The sequence below is a fragment of the Pseudomonas sp. TH10 genome (assembly GCF_016651255.1).
Taxonomy (GTDB): Bacteria; Pseudomonadota; Gammaproteobacteria; order Pseudomonadales; family Pseudomonadaceae; genus Aquipseudomonas.
This window is the reverse complement of record NZ_JAEKEG010000111.1, coordinates 1-15,572: the sequence shown is the minus strand read 5'-3', so window position 1 is coordinate 15,572 and position 15,572 is coordinate 1. Positions and strand designations below refer to the sequence as shown.

At 52.2% G+C, this 15,572-nt stretch carries 12 protein-coding genes and 4 pseudogenes; 4 read left to right on the top strand and 12 right to left on the bottom strand.

The features are described from left to right. Positions 1-244 precede the first annotated feature (244 nt). Positions 245-958, bottom strand: a complete 714-nt coding sequence (locus JFT80_RS24890) for a GNVR domain-containing protein (protein ID WP_307833104.1) — start codon at positions 956-958, stop codon at positions 245-247. A gap of 361 nt (positions 959-1,319) precedes the next feature. Here JFT80_RS24890 and JFT80_RS17330 point away from each other — a divergent pair, with 361 nt between their 5' ends. The 3 genes from JFT80_RS17330 to JFT80_RS17320 are packed head-to-tail and all read left to right on the top strand — an operon-like array spanning position 1,320 to position 2,307. Further along, positions 1,320-1,757, top strand: coding sequence for a hypothetical protein (locus JFT80_RS17330; protein ID WP_201148687.1), 438 nt, complete (start codon positions 1,320-1,322; stop codon positions 1,755-1,757). 26 nt (positions 1,758-1,783) lie between these two features. Beyond that, positions 1,784-2,098: a hypothetical protein gene (locus JFT80_RS17325; RefSeq protein WP_201148686.1), complete on the top strand. Its 315-nt coding sequence runs from the start codon at positions 1,784-1,786 to the stop codon at positions 2,096-2,098. Then, on the top strand, positions 2,098-2,307 hold the full coding sequence (locus JFT80_RS17320) for a hypothetical protein (RefSeq protein WP_201148685.1): 210 nt from the start codon (positions 2,098-2,100) through the stop codon (positions 2,305-2,307). Before JFT80_RS17325 ends, JFT80_RS17320 begins: the two co-directional genes overlap by 1 nt. Positions 2,308-3,015: 708 nt before the next feature. Here the strand turns inward: JFT80_RS17320 and galU are convergent. After that, the gene (gene galU / locus JFT80_RS17315) at positions 3,016-3,855 is read right to left on the bottom strand and encodes a UTP--glucose-1-phosphate uridylyltransferase GalU (RefSeq protein ID WP_008082670.1); all 840 of its coding nucleotides are present in this window, start codon (positions 3,853-3,855) and stop codon (positions 3,016-3,018) included. 81 nt (positions 3,856-3,936) lie between these two features. Here galU and JFT80_RS24465 point away from each other — a divergent pair. After that, a pseudogene (locus JFT80_RS24465) lies at positions 3,937-4,377 on the top strand (transposase); the annotation flags it as partial. Here the strand turns inward: JFT80_RS24465 and JFT80_RS17300 are convergent. The 10 genes and pseudogenes from JFT80_RS17300 to JFT80_RS17260 form a co-directional block, all read right to left on the bottom strand. Continuing rightward, the gene (locus JFT80_RS17300; protein ID WP_201148684.1) at positions 4,306-6,393 is read right to left on the bottom strand and encodes a YjbH domain-containing protein; all 2,088 of its coding nucleotides are present in this window, start codon (positions 6,391-6,393) and stop codon (positions 4,306-4,308) included. The pseudogene JFT80_RS24465 and the gene JFT80_RS17300 overlap by 72 nt on opposite strands. Next, positions 6,390-7,121, bottom strand: coding sequence for a capsule biosynthesis GfcC family protein (locus JFT80_RS17295; RefSeq protein ID WP_242482971.1), 732 nt, complete (start codon positions 7,119-7,121; stop codon positions 6,390-6,392). The genes JFT80_RS17300 and JFT80_RS17295 overlap by 4 nt, the downstream gene beginning before the upstream one ends. Before the next feature lie 38 nt (positions 7,122-7,159). Beyond that, entirely contained in the window at positions 7,160-7,819 is a 660-nt protein-coding gene (locus JFT80_RS17290; protein WP_201148682.1) for a YjbF family lipoprotein, read from the bottom strand. Between the two features lie 14 nt (positions 7,820-7,833). Beyond that, entirely contained in the window at positions 7,834-8,940 is a 1,107-nt protein-coding gene (locus tag JFT80_RS17285) for a polysaccharide biosynthesis/export family protein (RefSeq protein ID WP_201148681.1), read from the bottom strand. Between the two features lie 91 nt (positions 8,941-9,031). Further along, complete coding sequence (locus JFT80_RS17280) at positions 9,032-9,325, bottom strand: hypothetical protein (RefSeq protein ID WP_201148680.1); 294 nt, start codon at positions 9,323-9,325, stop codon at positions 9,032-9,034. A 226-nt stretch (positions 9,326-9,551) separates the two neighbouring features. After that, on the bottom strand, positions 9,552-9,848 hold the full coding sequence (locus JFT80_RS25195; RefSeq protein WP_307833103.1) for a hypothetical protein: 297 nt from the start codon (positions 9,846-9,848) through the stop codon (positions 9,552-9,554). A 219-nt stretch (positions 9,849-10,067) separates the two neighbouring features. Beyond that, positions 10,068-10,382, bottom strand: a pseudogene (locus tag JFT80_RS25595) (sugar nucleotide-binding protein). A 757-nt stretch (positions 10,383-11,139) separates the two neighbouring features. Beyond that, positions 11,140-12,506 (bottom strand): annotated as a pseudogene (locus JFT80_RS17270) (undecaprenyl-phosphate glucose phosphotransferase). A gap of 775 nt (positions 12,507-13,281) precedes the next feature. Then, positions 13,282-13,801, bottom strand: a pseudogene (gene rfaH / locus JFT80_RS17265) (transcription/translation regulatory transformer protein RfaH). A 54-nt stretch (positions 13,802-13,855) separates the two neighbouring features. After that, on the bottom strand, positions 13,856-15,572 hold a 1,717-nt coding region (locus tag JFT80_RS17260), incomplete at its 5' end, for a polysaccharide biosynthesis tyrosine autokinase (protein WP_201148679.1).

Sequence of the window (15,572 nt, the reverse complement as noted above, 5' to 3'; positions counted from 1 at the left end):
GATTTATGAGTTGTTTTTTGAGAGAGTGCGTTTGGAGGGTATATGATCGGCTTCTTAAGGAGGCTTATGTAGAAGCGCTGGCCTGATTGCAGTAGGGTAGGTGCTTGGGTTGAGTTGGTTTTCACCCTACCGCCCCAGGATATTCGCTGGTCCATAAAAGCCGAACTATATAAATTTTGATAACATTAAATACTAGGTATTCGGTTTCTACCACTTTAGTACGTATTCCCCCAGTGCTCAGAGACTAGGCCTTGTCGGGCTTGTACTTGGCATAGACGAAGACCCTACCTACTTGAGAACATGGGGTGAAAATCATCAATCGATTGTTGTTTGAATCCATCATCGCGAAATCCAGAATGGTCCTCAGGCTCCGCAGTGATTCGACTGCCAGATCAGTTGGATGGCTCATGGTTAAAAGCAGCGCTGTGAAATTGGCACGTCTACGCCCACGATCATTTTTATCTTCTTCAACTTTTTGGAGCGAACTGCATGAAATCGATGCATGAACCGGAAGTCCGAGTTGCTTGATAGCACTAAGGCTCTGAAACCCTTGATTCAGTGTTTTTCGAACCAAAACAAAGGCAATGGAGATGAGTGCGCCAAGCAATGTCGCGATCAGAACAATCAATGCCTTCTTCGGTTTCACCGGTTTGGCCAGAGCAACGTCAGCTGTTTCAATGATGCGTTGCTTTTCCATCTCAAGTATTAGATCAGACTCACTCATGAGTGCAGTTATAAGCTGGCGAGCCCTGTGTTCCATCGGTTGGTTGCCCTGCACTTGCAGCACTTCCTGAGCAGTAGACTCAAGGGCATGGTCTACAAGGGGGCACAACCCTGAAGAGCTGATCTGAGTGTCGGAACCCGGTCTAACCTTGTGGGTTGCCCGATGCAGGAGGTACTCTGCCGTAGGGCTGCGGCGGATGTTACCAATGCACACGATCAATACCCCTTTGAACAAAACAACCTTCCTTGTGCGGCATCGTTGGCTAGAGAGATAAGTGAGGAAATGTAAGGTTCCGTGACAGCAGTGTCAAGCTAAAAAGCCCGGTTATGTGGGGTGTTACACCTTTATGGAAGCACCCTGGGTAGTGAAAAGCGCCATTATTTTGCGGACTGTAGAGAATCTCTCCAGTCCGCAAGCTACCTATCATGCAGGGGTGGCCAGGACTTCAGGATGTTAGATTTGCGCCGCTAAGCACTTTTCAGACTCCACGCCTGGTAGCGAACTTTTCCCCAGTCTGGTTGTCCGCTGTGCAGGCGAGTTTCTCCCGCAACTCTGAATTTTTTGCGGCCGCCTTTTTTTAATTTTTAAGTGGGAGGTGTTATGGTTTTTTTCAATCGCTCAGAAAGATGATGCTATTTGGGGGGCATCTTTTATCGTTGGTGTTCAGGCGACCGCAGCGTCCGCCGAGGAAACAAAACTTTTGAATTGGGGGAGTAAAGTTGGTGTTCAAGTAAAGATTGAAAGTTTCAAGAAATCAGATGCTGAGAGCATTCGTAGTTCTGGGTTCGATTTCGTTCGCTTTGGGGTCTGGACTAACAATATTAGTAATGCAGTTTACCAAGCTAAGGTAAAGGCAGCTTTCGCCGCTGCAGATCACGCGAAACTACCGGTTCTTCTTACTGTCAGGTCTACTGCTCCGCTGGTTACTAAGCTGTCTGGTGAAGAGGTCAATGTTCCAGAAATGGAGCGCGCTGGCCAAAATTTTGCCGATCAGCTCGTTGAGCTCGAAAAACGTACCCGGACCAGATTTTAGCGGTAGAGCTTTGGAATGAGCCGAACTTGCCGAAATACTGGCCGACGGGAGAATTTTCAAAGAACTTCGCTCCGTTCATGAGCGCGGCGTGTCGCACGCTGGTAAAAAGTCGTCCTCGACCGCCGACATTCGGCTTTGGTTTTGCCAATCCACCCACTTCCGATCCTGTTTCGGATCGAGTCCTGAAAGATATCTTGGGCAATACGTCTGGGTGTATTGATGCTGTGTCTTACCATACTTATGAGGCCTCCATGGAGGTGATCAAAGTAGGATATCAGGCTGTCAAAAAAGAATATCAATTGCCAGTAGTCATTTCCGAGTGGGGGCTACGTCGTTATTAATGCGTGGTGGCGAGGGAAGACAAGCGAAAAATGTTGGGGCTTTTATCAGAGAAGCAAAAAGTACTGGCATACCTTTGGTTTCGATTTATGAGTGGAAAGACAATGATTCTGCCCAAAGTGATCGAGAGCGCAGCTTTGGTCTGATGAAGTCAGGAAGCGTCCCGAAACAATCTATGGAGGTCGTAAATAAAGAACTTCAATCAAAATGATTTTTGATTCACGATCATGCAGAAAGGCATTGCCTTTCTGGGTGTTTCGGACAGTAGACTCGTTGTTGAACATGAATCTCGTATTAGTGCTCCAAAGCTCATCGGAATTGGAACAACACATACATCAGGACATCGCATCCGGACTTTGCGATTTTCCTAGAGCGGTCATGCCTAATATTACAGTTAGCGAATTTTTCTATAATTACACCACTCATGGCTTCACACAGATTCTAATCGGCGTCAGCAGGCCTCGGATATTCATGGATTCCGCTGGGGCAGACCAGACCGTACGGCGCCGGCAAATCATCCTGTGAATGCTCAACTAGTATCTTCCAGTGATCTACCAGGAGCTCGACCGACCCGCAAGTGGACATTTGTTAGCTATCTGTGCCTCGGTTATTACTGAAGGCTCCATAAAACACTGATTTATTGCCATCAGTTGAACCCCGATGTGTTGCTCCCAGTTTTATTCCTAAGCCTGACCGCCATGATGCGCCTCGACGCAAGAGTTCAACTATTGCCGCCTCAGAAAAAACGTCCTCTTTAGCTGTTATGCTATCGGGTCATGTTTCAGTTGCAGTCGATGTTGTCTGTCGACTCCAGCATGAAGCCGCTATTTACCAACAGGCAATCGAAGCGCTTCTTCTCTGAATGCGCATTAAAAAAGCCCCATGCGAAGGCGGTTTTTCGGTACAGCGAGTCAAGCTATCAGTAAGCCTTGCCAGTCTTGTAGAAGTTTTCGAAGCAGAAGTTGGTCGCTTCGATGTAGCCTTCAGCGCCACCGCAGTCGAAACGCTTGCCTTTGAACTTGTAGGCCATCACGCAGCCGTTCTGGGCTTGCTTCATCAGGGCGTCGGTAATCTGGATTTCGCCGCCCTTGCCTGGCTCGGTTTGCTCGATCAGGTCAAAGATGTCCGGAGTCAGGATGTAACGACCGATGATCGCCAGGTTCGATGGCGCATCTTCCGGCTTTGGCTTCTCGACCATGCTGTGAACACGGTAGATGTCGTCGCGGATCATCTCGCCGGCGATGACGCCGTACTTGCTGGTTTCCTCAGGGTCGACTTCCTGAATAGCGATGATCGAGCAGCGGAACTGTTTGTACAGTTTGACCATCTGGGTCAGTACGCCGTCGCCGTCTAGGTTTACGCACAGGTCGTCTGCCAGTACCACGGCGAACGGTTCGTCACCGATCAGCGGGCGGCCAGTCAGGATCGCGTGGCCAAGACCTTTCATTTCGGTCTGACGGGTGTAGGAGAACGAGCACTCGTCCAGCAGCTTGCGGATGCCGACCAGGTATTTCTCTTTGTCGGTACCTTTGATCTGGTTTTCCAGCTCGTAGCTGATGTCGAAGTGGTCTTCCAGAGCGCGCTTGCCACGACCGGTAACGATGGAGATTTCGGTCAGGCCAGCGTCCAGAGCTTCTTCGACGCCGTACTGGATCAGTGGCTTGTTTACCACCGGCAGCATTTCTTTAGGCATGGCTTTAGTCGCTGGCAGGAAGCGAGTACCGTAACCGGCTGCTGGGAACAAGCATTTCTTAATCATGTGAGTCCTTAATTGATTGGTGCATCCATGTTTTCGGGGTAATCGAAATAAGGCAGAAGACTCATCACCAAGCCTGCGGCTCTGGATGCCTTTCAAAGCGAGCCATGGGGCAAGCAATAACCAACGGTAGTGGCCGCTTGGCGGCGTGCTTGGGATCGAGTGATTCCATTTTTCGTTTTCCCGTCAGCCATCCGAAAAGTGATCCACACGACCGACGCCATCGAGAGCATCAACGCCCAGCTGCGCAAGATCATTAAGACCCGCGGCCATTTCCCGACCGACGATGCGGGCACTAAACTGATTTGGCTTGGACTGCGTAATATCACTGCTGTAGCTTGTCATGATTTTCGAACACCTGCGGCACCGGCTCGCCGCGCATGCAGGCGAAACACAGAACCAGCAGGATCACGAAAAACGCCAGCTTGGGCAGCACACGCAGAATGCGCTGCTTCATTCGGTGACCTTGTAGAAGTTGCTGTGGAAGAGGTCGATATTGCGACGCTCCGTCAGCGAGTACAGTGAGTAGCTGCGACCCAAGCCAGCGCCACCATCTCGGGTCAGCGGTGACCAAGCTAGCGAGGCGCGACGGGTGGTGGAACTGGACATCAATTCATCGAACGGAATCGAGAAGTAAATGCCCTTGCCGAAACTACCCTCGCCATATTCTTCCTTGGTCGCATTGGTGACCGTCAGCCAACCACCGAAACGCACGCCATTGCTGAACTCACGGGACAGGTCCAGGGTAACCCCCAGATCCCTGGCCAGGTAGCGCCCGACACTTAGTGCACCGAGAATGTCCTGGAACGAACTGCGGTAGTAGAGCGTGGCATTCCCAGTGATAGTACTGTAATCACGCAGCCCAAAGCCTTGATCGAAATCGCGCTGCTTGACCCAGTTCATGTCCAGACCCACGGCCCAGCGCTCGCCCATTGGACGGTACAGGGCCTCTCCGCCGACGCCGGCGTACATCGACTCCAGATAACCGCCGTAGAGCATGCCATAGAGGTCTTGGTCCAGTTGCTTGACCTTGTTGATCTGGAAGGTCGGCATCGTGACGTCCGAGGTCGTCACGTATTGACGCAGGTCAGTCCGCACGCGGGGAAGGCCGCTGGGGGCGTCGTACTTGAACTTGTCATAATTGTTTAACAAATTTGCGCTCAGGGCCCCGCTCCACCACAAATCAGGCTGGAATCGATACTCAGCGCTGAGATCCGCACTGAACTGGTACAACAGGAACCCGTCAGGTCCGCCGACGTTCTGTTTGTAACCCAGGCCCAGGCCATATGAGAACGGATCCGGCTTCTGCGCGAACAGGGTTTTTTCCTGATGTGGCACAGGGACGTTCTGCTCGGTGACCCGGCGCAAGTCTTCCACCGGACGGTCTTCCTGGACCACTTCACGGAAAGTATCGCGGGGCAGGCTGACTTCCTGGACTGGCAAGCTGTAACGGGTATCGACCATGGTGAACCAGTCGATCTGGTCGTTAACACTGTTGTCGAGGATGCGCGAGGCGCGACCGACAGCTTTCGGGGTGTGGAAGTAGCGGCCCTGTTCGCCGTAGACGATCAGCTCGGAATCCCGTTGGGTGATTTTCGAAACGGTATAGCCCGCGTTGTTCTGCAGACGCTTGGCTACGCCGGCCCATTGCACGTTCGTTGGCGAGGTGGTCGGTTTGACGTCCGGTACAGGTTCGGGTTTTGGGTCGAAGCTTTTGGTCGGCGCTTTGCGGGTGGCGAAGTTGGTGTGCAGGGTGATGCCGAACATGGCGGTGTTGCCGCGTTCCCAGGCTGCGTGGAGGTCTACCGAATCGTTGGCTTTGAAGACGAAGCCAAGGTTGATTGGGGAGTCCTGGATCTGGTTGTTGTTCTGCGGCTCGTGCTGGTAGTCGTTACCTTCGTATTCGAGTTTCAGCGACAGCGGATCCCAAGGGGTTTGGTAGGTCACGCCACCGAAGAAGGAGGGAGAGCCACGGAAATAGGTGTTTCCGTTCAAGTCACCCGTTCCGCTGGAATCTGGTCTTTCATCGAACTTGTCATTCAGCATGCCCAACGGATTGTCGATATCGCCACGGTTGCCGATATAACCCCAGGCCAAGCCCAAGCTGAGATCGAAATTACCAAGGCGCTTATTGCCGACAAAATATTCGCTGGAGAACAGGCCGGTACCACCGATATCTCGTGCACCTAAGGCAACTTCCGGTATCCAGTGACTCTCATCGAGTAGGCGTACCTTTGCATCAATCGCCTTATCTTTATAGCTCTGGCTACCGCTCAACGATTCCGGACCATAGTCTCGGTTACTGATCGAGGTGTACCGGAACGACCCTTCCAGCCAGTCAAAGGGCTGGAAAGAAACGCTGTAGCGGCTATATGGATCAGTCCGGCTTGCGGTCAACGACAGTTCGCCAGCAGGCGCCATACGCGCGCTAGGGGTCTGCAACAGGCCGACACCACCAAAGTCGCTCTGCGTGTAGCGCGGCTCAGCCACTGCCCAAGCGCTGCAGCCAAGCAACAGGCACGGAATCAAGTGATACTTCATGGCTTCACCTCCAGCAGTGGCTGGGTGGCGATGAAAGCGGCCAGTTCAGTATTCAGATCTGGTGTTGGATCACCCTTTGCAGTGCTGTGTACGGGCACGTAAATTCTTGCCCCCGGCGCCGGCGGTACAGACTTGGTTTCGTTCCACAGTGCTATACCTTCCTGGAAAACGCGACCGTCCGGCTGAATGACAAACAGCAAGTCTTTATTCGCACCAGTATCACGCAGGCATTTTTTTAGATAACTGACTGCCGGCTGCAAAGGTTGATACGCCAACTCGCATTCCGCTATTACCGCACCCACAATCTTCACAGTGTTCGGACGGGGAGGGTAGAGCAGCACATCACCATTGCTGAGGTAGGGATTGTCCCCACGGTTCAGTTCAACGCGAACCGGATCAAGCTGAGCAACTCGGCGTCCCGTTACCGGCATGGCCTGCACCTTGTCGATCAAACGCTCAGCGAGTGCCGCCAACTCGGTTTCTTCATCCTGCAGTGCGTTGCTTTTCACGGTCGCAAGGTCGAAGAGCACACCCAGCTTCAATCGCTCCTGTGCATTGCGTAACGGCGTATGCAACCACGCGGCGCCAAGCAGATACGCTCTCGGATTAACCTGAGCAGGAAGCAAAACATCATGCAAGCGAGTCCCTTCCTGGAACGAATAGCGTCCAGGTTTGGCGGCATCGCCCTGCACGGTGATCAGCGAGTCAGCATTTACGGCAAACGTCATGAGCAGGCTGCAGCAAAGCAGCCAGGAGGAACGAGGAATCATTGCACTACCGGCTTATTCGGGCGCACTTGAACAATGCGTAGGGGCAATTCGGGAGTCAGGTGTTGCACGCTGGCCATGATGAAGCCGTCGGCAGGGTCGACCCAATACTGGTTGCGCGCGGTGAAGTCCAGACCTTCCATGGTGATGTCCTCGTCAACGCGCAATAGCTCCACGTCGCGGTCGAGGATATGCACGGTTTCCAGGCCCTTTTTCTCAAAGCGGCTGGTGAGTGTCACACCCATCCGGTAGCCATCGACAAAGTCCACCTGGCGGCGGGTCTGCAGGCCATCAACAACGCGGTGCAAGCCGGCTTTGAAAGGCGATACGCCCTCAAACCGAGTGCCATCGAGGTTGTTATTGAAGCCAACGCTACGAATCGCCAGGCCGTCTTCGAGCATCAGGATCTGACGAGTCGAGGCCATCCAAAAACCAACACCATCCTGCTGACGCACCAGTGCCATTACGGCTTCACCCGTAGGTGCCGCGATGGTGATCTGGTAGTACGGGGTTGCATCCACCTGTTGGCGGGTGAGTTCCAGGGGCTCAGGACCTTCGAAAGCGGCCTTCAGTGTATCCATGGAAGCGGTCATCAACGGGTTGCAGGCGCTCACCAGCAAGGAGGCCACCGCTACGGTGGCCAGTCGCAAAAATTTCACAAGACATCCAATTCTTAGTTTTCGCTGCCCATGTCATCTTGAATCGCTACACCGGTACGCAGCAGGTTGGCAGTTGGGAAAACCTGGCTGATGAAGCGGTTCCAGCGAGTGACGTCTGCGGGGCCAACATAGACCACGTCCTGCGGCTTCAATTTGAAGTGCTGGGCCAGAGCGAATGCTGAAGGCGATTTAAGATCGATCTGGAAAACCTTGACCGGTTCGTCGGCTAGATTCTCAACACCGCGGATCACGTAAACCTCTTTGCCGCTGGAGGTCTCCTGACGCAAACCGCCAACGCTGCCGAGGGCGTCGGTGAGGTTCATGTTGGTGCCCTTGAATAGAAGCGGGCGAGCAGCGGTAACTTCACCGAGCAGATATACCTTTTTCTGATCGTTATACGGCAGGTGCAGTTGGTCGCCGTCTTTCAGATAGAGGTTATGCAGGGTCGAGTTTTTGCGATTGAGCGTGTCGAGATCGATTAAGTATTCGCGGCCATCACGCTTTAACACTAGGCCCGAAATATCGGCTGAGCCGGCTTGTACCGAACCTTGACCAACAGCATCCAGCAGGCTCAAAGGCGTGTTAGTGATAGGAAGCTGGCCTGTTTTGCCAAAGGCACCAGACAGCACAACTTTCTGGCTGACGAACCGCAAGATGCTGACGTCTACCTGTGGTTCAGCGACGACCTTGGCGAGCCGCGAAGAGATGATGGAGCGTAAATCCTCAATGGTTTTACCAGCCGCCTCGATGTTACCGACATAAGGATAGAAGAGCGATCCATCGGGACGAACCAAGCGACCGTTCGCTTCAATTTGCTGCTGAGGGCCGGACGGGGCAGTCAGCTCAGGGTGGTCCCAAACGGTAATGTAGATTAGGTCGCCCGCACCAATTCGGTATTGGCTAGGCTGAAAGTGCAGCAGCTCTGGAGCGATAACATTCGAGTGGTCAGCTGCGGTCTCGATTGCAACTAATTTTGGAGTGATGGGAATCAACTCAATTCGGCTGCTTTCTGGTGAACCTTCTCTTACCAGATTGCCCGTGTCCATGTGCTGACCAGGGGAAAATATGCAGCCTTGCAGGGTCAGGCCAACCAGCATGGCCAAGGGAAGCGCGCGATTCATTGTCGAAATTGCTCGAGGGAATAGGCAAAACAAAACCTCCCAGCATAGCTGGGAGGTTAGCGTATCGAACTGTAAGCGAGGGGGACCGGTATTAGTTAGTACCAGTAGTACCGGTGGTGCCAGTAGTACCGGTGGTGCCAGTAGTGCCAGGGGTGCTGTCGTTGCCACCGCCACCACCACTGTTAGAAGCCGCAACGCCTACGGCCACAAGTCCTGCACCGATAGCCAAACCTGTGCCGACTGTAACGCCGCCGGCAATAGGGGTAGACAAGCTCAAAGGGGCAGTTGTATCAGGGGTTGCAGCCGCTTTCACTGGGGCTGTTTCAGCAGCCATGAGGGGCAGACTGAAGGAGGTGATGATGGCCAAGGCCAGTAGCTTTTTCATGTTCGTGCTCCTTGAAAGGAAAATCCTTGAGGGGATAGGGCTAAGAGTATTTCAGTAGGTGTTGGTGTGCAAGCTGTAGCTGCTGGTTTAGAGCTTTTTGAGATATTTTCAGTATATTTACCTTGGTGAGCTGTGATGGGCATCTATGTGGGATGAGACCGTTACCAATGCCTCGAATTTAGTATCGAGGGGGATTGAACGGAGACCTATGAAGCGCTTTCTACACTCAGCAAAAATGGGTTCTGTCGTCCTGAGTGTTGAGGACTATCAGCACCGCGCCGGTGACGTAGTAGAGGGCGATCTCGCTCAAAACAACTTTCTTCCGGTCAGTTCTACCAGAATGTCTGCCAGCTCCTGCCGCCAGTACGATTGCACAATACCCTGCGCCTCCCGCAATTTCGAGCAAACAATCACCGACCAGGCTGGCCGTTTCGCTGGTGTCATATTCAGCCGAATCACTCCCTCGCGCCTGCAGTATTTTGGTTGTTAATTCGTGCTGATGTCCTTGGCGGAAAACCTCCAATGCAGCGAACCCTGATCACGGTACTGCATTGACAGTGTCCACAAAGCGCGGGTGATATTTACAGCTGACGTCGGGCCCCCTGCTGATCGGCCACGGCACCCAACTGATCCCGCTCACGCCCTAGTCGCAGCATGGTTTTGACGAAGTAGTTTTCTTAGGCAACGAGCTCAGTCGGTACGCAGAATCATGTTGCGCCTGTATTTTGCTGCCAGCTCTAATTCACCTCCCCGCCCCCAGTTTGCTCGCTCTATAGACCCCAGTGGGGCTTGTAGAATCGCATTCCCGATTAGGTTCGCGGGCATCACCGGCGAACACATAATCGGTGGATATGGAGCAGCAGGATACTCAGTCGCTCGGCGGCAGCTGCGACATGGGCGACTCCGTCGCGGTTACCGCCCAGGCGCGCACTATCTCGCACTCGGGCTTGTCTACGGCTGTGTAGGCCGCAGCATTAATAATCAGCTGTGGCTGTAGCTCGGCAATTAACACTGCCACCCGCTCGACATCGCTGATATCAAGTTTTGTAGACCCCATCCCAACGATTTCTAAATCTAGAGCGCAGAGCGCATCAGTTCATAGCCAAGCTGACCGTGGGCACGCGTAATCAATACGCGCATGCTAAAACCTCCTTGCCCAGCGGCTGGCGCAGTGTGGTATTGCACTGATCCTCGCCTGACAATTTCGGAGTTTCGATACACTAGGGATTATTGACCTCAGTCGCGCAGCACGCCGCGCTGCCAGCAAGATAATGCGTCCTCGGCGGCCTTCACTTTGAGGGGGCAGAGCGAGCACGCCGTTTCAGGTCGGCTGTTTCTTCGAACTAAGCGCGATGTCCAGAGCGCTCACTGAAAAACTCTACGAGGCAGGAATAATGCCTGAAGTGTAGTCGAGCCACTCAATGAATTATTTCGCCGGCAGTACATTAATGCGGCTATGGTCATTAGTCAGAATGCAGTACCTATTCATATTTCATAATTCATGTTTGTCTGGTTTGTTAATTGGTTATTTATAAGGGCTGAATCCATCCCTAAGCGCGCAACACAAAAAATAAAAGTGGACATCTCTGAAGCTAAGTTCGGCATCCCAAACTGTTCAAGGTCGAGAAAACGAGCCATGTTGATGCCGGCGATACGCCTGGTATAACTCGAAGTAAACGCTCGGGCATGTCGAGTTATAAGTTTGCAGTGATGCTTGAATAAGTTTTTTAAAGTGCAAGCTGTGTTTTTTGGAAATTACGACTGCCTGAGATATATTTTTAACCAAACAATTTCTTTAGTAGGGGAGGCTGGTTTTAGTAAATATTCTTGGATAGAAGAGTAAACGGTGTCTTAATTAGTATTTTTATATCAAGCCACAATGACCAGTTATTGATATACGCAAGATCTAATTCTACACGCTTCTCCATTTTATCGATGGTCTCGGTTTCGCCGCGAAATCCGCTAATCTGCGCCAGACCGGTTATGCCCGGTTTGATACGGTGCCGAGCCATATAGGCATCGATTTTACCGGTATAGTAATCGTTATGTGCTACGGCGTGAGGGCGCGGTCCCACTAATGACATGCGGCCCTGAAGGGCATTGAACAACTGTGGCAATTCATCAATGGATGTGCGGCGGATAAATTGGCCAACGCGGGTGATGCGGGGGTCATCACGACTTGCCTGTTTAACTTCGCGATCATCATGCACACGCATGGACCGGAATTTCCAAACTTTGATGATTTTTCCGTTCCAACCATGACGTTTTTGTTTGAAAAGCACGGGACCTGGCGATGATAATTTCACTGCGATAGCAGTTCCAATAATACAGGGCTAAGTAGAATGATTGCGATCAAGGCGACTGTACGATCTAGAACAGCCTTAGAGAGTGCTGCCGTTGGGTAGGATGTCAAAGGACTTTCGTTTAGGTGAATTGCGGGGAGCCCTTCTATTTCCGATACAGAGTGATTAAGCAGAATCAGGCTCTGTAGATCCGGAATCCAAATCACATCTACACTGGAATCCAGCAAATCGATATATAGCTCCTCGATCTTCTCTGCTTCTGAAAGTGGCAATGCGATGTAAAGTCGACGAATGCGATGAGTTGCGATCAAGTCGCGAAGATGGGCTAGGCTGCCCAGAATGGGATACGTACTGGTGTTCGTTAAGGGCAAGTCATCTGCAGCCACTAAACCTATTAAAGGTTCGTTCTTTTGTCGGGCCAGTTTGTCGGCGAGATCGAGCGCGAGTTCGCCAGTGCCGACGACCAGTGACGTGCGAGCGGCCTGGAGTTTCTGCTGGTAACGTTTAGCAAGATTGTGAAGTGGTACATACAAGCAAGCTTGTAAAGCGAAACCAGACAAGGCAAGTGTGACAATCACTTCGCGGGAAAACAATTCACTGGTCTTTGTGATAAATGCCATAACCATCAAGCCGGCGAGTAACGCAAGCCAGCCGGCCAATAATCGACCAAGCCCAACAAGGTATCCATGTTGTTTGTGATAGACCTGCATCATAGAGTACGCCGGAACAGAACCAAGCAACATGAGCACGCTAAGAATGCGGTACTGCGTGTCTACTTCCCCTGTTTTCATCACTGCCAATGCGCAAAGCAAGAGGATGAGTACAGAAATTGCTGCCACCCATTGGGCCCAGAAGGTTAGTCCACGGCCTGCTGGCATTGTGGTGTTGCGCTTGCGAATCAAGATAATGTCCCTTGCGTTGGAATGGACATAGCCGTCCAGGCTATGCCCGCTGTCAGGAGTATTTAGCTCCGTTAAGCTGGAATTACTGTTTGAGCCTGTGGCACAAACCGGTCGTTGTCGTGGCGTTTCCCTTATCCGTGGTAGGGGACGCACTTCGCCTTGGCCAATATCAAGGTTTTGGGCACGCTACCGCCCCAGGATTCACCGTTGGTTTCCTGAGAACGTGCGCCGTGGGTGCGACGTGAGCCGTATGCGCGAGCGCTGGCAATTTTTGAGATGAGGATCAAACAGGCAGGCCGAGTCTGGGCTCGTTTAATGGCAAGCAGAGGAGATGAGTCTATCCTTGACTGCTGCACAACGCGAGGTCTGTGCAATGGCATCCTGCCGGAGTGAGTTGTTACCCTCAGCCGACGGCGCATTCTACTGATTTGGTGGGAAAAGTGAAGGGTAAAGCAGTCTTATAGGAAAGATCCGATAGCGGGAACTGTGTTTTTGAGTACTGGGTCACAACGGCGGTGTTTGGAGTGACCGGCGAGACCTGGGACATTGGAGCGGGGGTCGTTGTTTCGGGGGCGGTGGATGCGGGGGTGGCATTGAAGCGGGTTGTGTGGCGCGTTTGGAGAATGGTATTGCGGCTCAAGTGAGTGGTCTTGCGAAGGATATAGATCAAAAGATCGCAGGCTTCGGCAGCTCCTACGGGGGCGGTGGCGGGGAGGTGATGGATTGTTTTTGTTTTATAGGACAAGCGTTGTCAGATTTTTTCTATTGCGGCTAGCGGGACGCTTAGAGTGTGTTCGCGGTGTAGAAGTTGCAGAAGGATCACGATGCGTTCGGCACCGTCGCGGGAGAGGAAGATGGCCTCGAGTTCTTTGTAGCTACCGCTGGAGATGCGCACTTGATCACCGGGTTCAAGTGCTATGGAATCTTCGGCAAGGGCGGAGAGTTGATTTTCAGTCCGTAGTTGGAGTTGTTCGATGAGTTCATCAGCTACGGCGATCGGTTGCTTTCCGAATGTGACGAGTTGGTTGACTCCCCGAGTTGAACGTATGGGGTGCCAGTTGTCGTTGAGCTGGTCTAGTTGGATGAATAGGTATCCAGGGAACAATGATTCCATCGAACTGGTGCGGCGGCCGCGTTGGATGCGTTCTACGTGTTGGGTGGGGCGGTAACACTTGAAGGCTTGGGCGCGTAAGGTTTTCTTCGGCGCGCGAGTCTTGTCGTGGCTTGCACTGGATCAGGTACCAGCGGGGTGGCGGGTGCTGAGGGGGCATGGGATGGGCTCTCCAGGGTAGATCAGGGCAGCGACGCTGCCCTGATATCCGGCGCTATTTTTTATCTGAAGCGTATTCGTACTGGTAGTAGCTGTAGTTGCCGTAGCCATAGGCCGAAGCTTTCCGCTGCACGGCGTTAAAAATCGCGCCTTTGACAACAACACCGTTTTGTTCAAAGCGACGCTTGGTCACTTGAATTTCCTTGGCAGCGTTTACGCCAAAACGGGTAACGATCAGGCTTGTTCCTGCTTGCCGTCCGACAAGGGCTGCGTCGGTAACCGCCAAAATCGGAGGGGTGTCGATGATGACCAAATCGTACTGGCTGCTTACTTTTTCCAGGAATTGAGTGAAATTGCTGTGCATCAACAATTCGGACGGGTTCGGTGGAATCTGTCCACGTGTGATGACGTGCAGGTTTTCTACTTCCGTCGAGTGAGTCGCTGTTGCCAAATCAATTTTGCCGGCCAGCAAGTCGGATAGGCCGTTGCCTACATCCATGCGGAAAAGTTTGTTCAGATAGCCTTTGCGCATGTCTGCGTCGACTAGTAGAACCTTTTGTCCGGTCTGGGCAATGATGGCGGCCAGGTTGCAGGAGACAAAAGATTTACCAACGGCAGGGCTCGGGCCCGAGATCATTAGAACGTTGTTCTTTGCTTCCAGAGTTGCGAAGTGAAGGCTGGTACGCAGGCTGCGCAACGACTCTACGGCGAGGTCAGCAGGGTTGTTGACTGCCAGCAATAGCGAGCCAGTTGTTGCGCGACCGTTCCCTTTTAGCGTGGCTTCAATTAAAGATTGCCCTTTGCTGAGCGGGATCGAGGCGTATACCGGGATTCCAAGTTGCTCGATGATCTCTGGATCTTCTACGCCGCGATTCATTGCCTTGCGAATAAGTACATAAGCTACCGCAATCAGTCCGCCAAGCAGGGTCGCGATTAGGACAATTAGCGGTTTTTTCGGTTTGACTGGTTTCTCAATATCAGCATCGGCAGAATCAATGATGCGTACGTTACCTACTGTGCCGGCACGAACAATGTCCAATTCCTGAGTTTTATTCAGTAGTTGAGTGTAAATCTCGGTGGTGACCTGCATATCTCTAGCCAATCGCAGCAATTCTTGCTGAGTTTCGGGCAGGTTTTTTATTTTCTTTTCCAGTCCGCGTTTTTGTTGGTCAAGCTGCCCCATCTGAGTCATCAGCGCCTGGTAGGCTGGGTGTTCGCGGGTAAAACGATGCTCCATTTCAGCCTGCTTGAGCTTCAGTTCGGAGATCAGTGTTTCTAACGCTACAATCTGATCCAGAACGGCTTTGGTCTCGATAGTGATATCCACAGAGCGTGCGCTGGTTTGGTAAGCATTCAGCTGACCTTCGGCTTTTTCTAGTTGCTTTCGTACATCTGGCAACTGGGTGCGCAGAAACTCAAGGCTTTGGGCAGCTTCAGCAGAGTTACGTTGCACGTTCTGCAATACATAGAGTCGATTGATTTCATCTAGCACCGTGTTGGCCAGTTCTGGATCTTCGTGTTCCAGTGACAGTGCGATAATGCCGGATTCTTTGCCGCGCTCGGTTGCTGATACATCATCCTGATACTGGAGGATTGTATTGAGGCGGCGCTGTTTGGTTACATTGAAAATTCCACCAATGTTCGCGTTAATTTTAGCTACTTGAAGTTTAAATCCGTTTTGTTCAATTTTTTCGCCAGCTTGACCGTTCAAGATTACTTCATTGTCATCGTTGAGTAGGGTAAAGCTATTATTTCCTTCTGCACGCAGCTTT

What these genes read in the sequence shown, in the direction of transcription:
- JFT80_RS17320 (WP_201148685.1), top strand. Translation starts at nt 2,098, where the DNA reads ATGCGTGGTGGCGAGGGAAGACAAGCGAAAAATGTTGGGGCTTTTATC.
- galU (WP_008082670.1), bottom strand. Translation starts at nt 3,855, where the DNA reads ATGATTAAGAAATGCTTGTTCCCAGCAGCCGGTTACGGTACTCGCTTC.
- JFT80_RS17300 (WP_201148684.1), bottom strand. Translation starts at nt 6,393, where the DNA reads ATGAAGTATCACTTGATTCCGTGCCTGTTGCTTGGCTGCAGCGCTTGG.
- JFT80_RS17295 (WP_242482971.1), bottom strand. Translation starts at nt 7,121, where the DNA reads ATGACGTTTGCCGTAAATGCTGACTCGCTGATCACCGTGCAGGGCGAT.
- JFT80_RS17285 (WP_201148681.1), bottom strand. Translation starts at nt 8,940, where the DNA reads ATGAATCGCGCGCTTCCCTTGGCCATGCTGGTTGGCCTGACCCTGCAA.
- JFT80_RS17280 (WP_201148680.1), bottom strand. Translation starts at nt 9,325, where the DNA reads ATGAAAAAGCTACTGGCCTTGGCCATCATCACCTCCTTCAGTCTGCCC.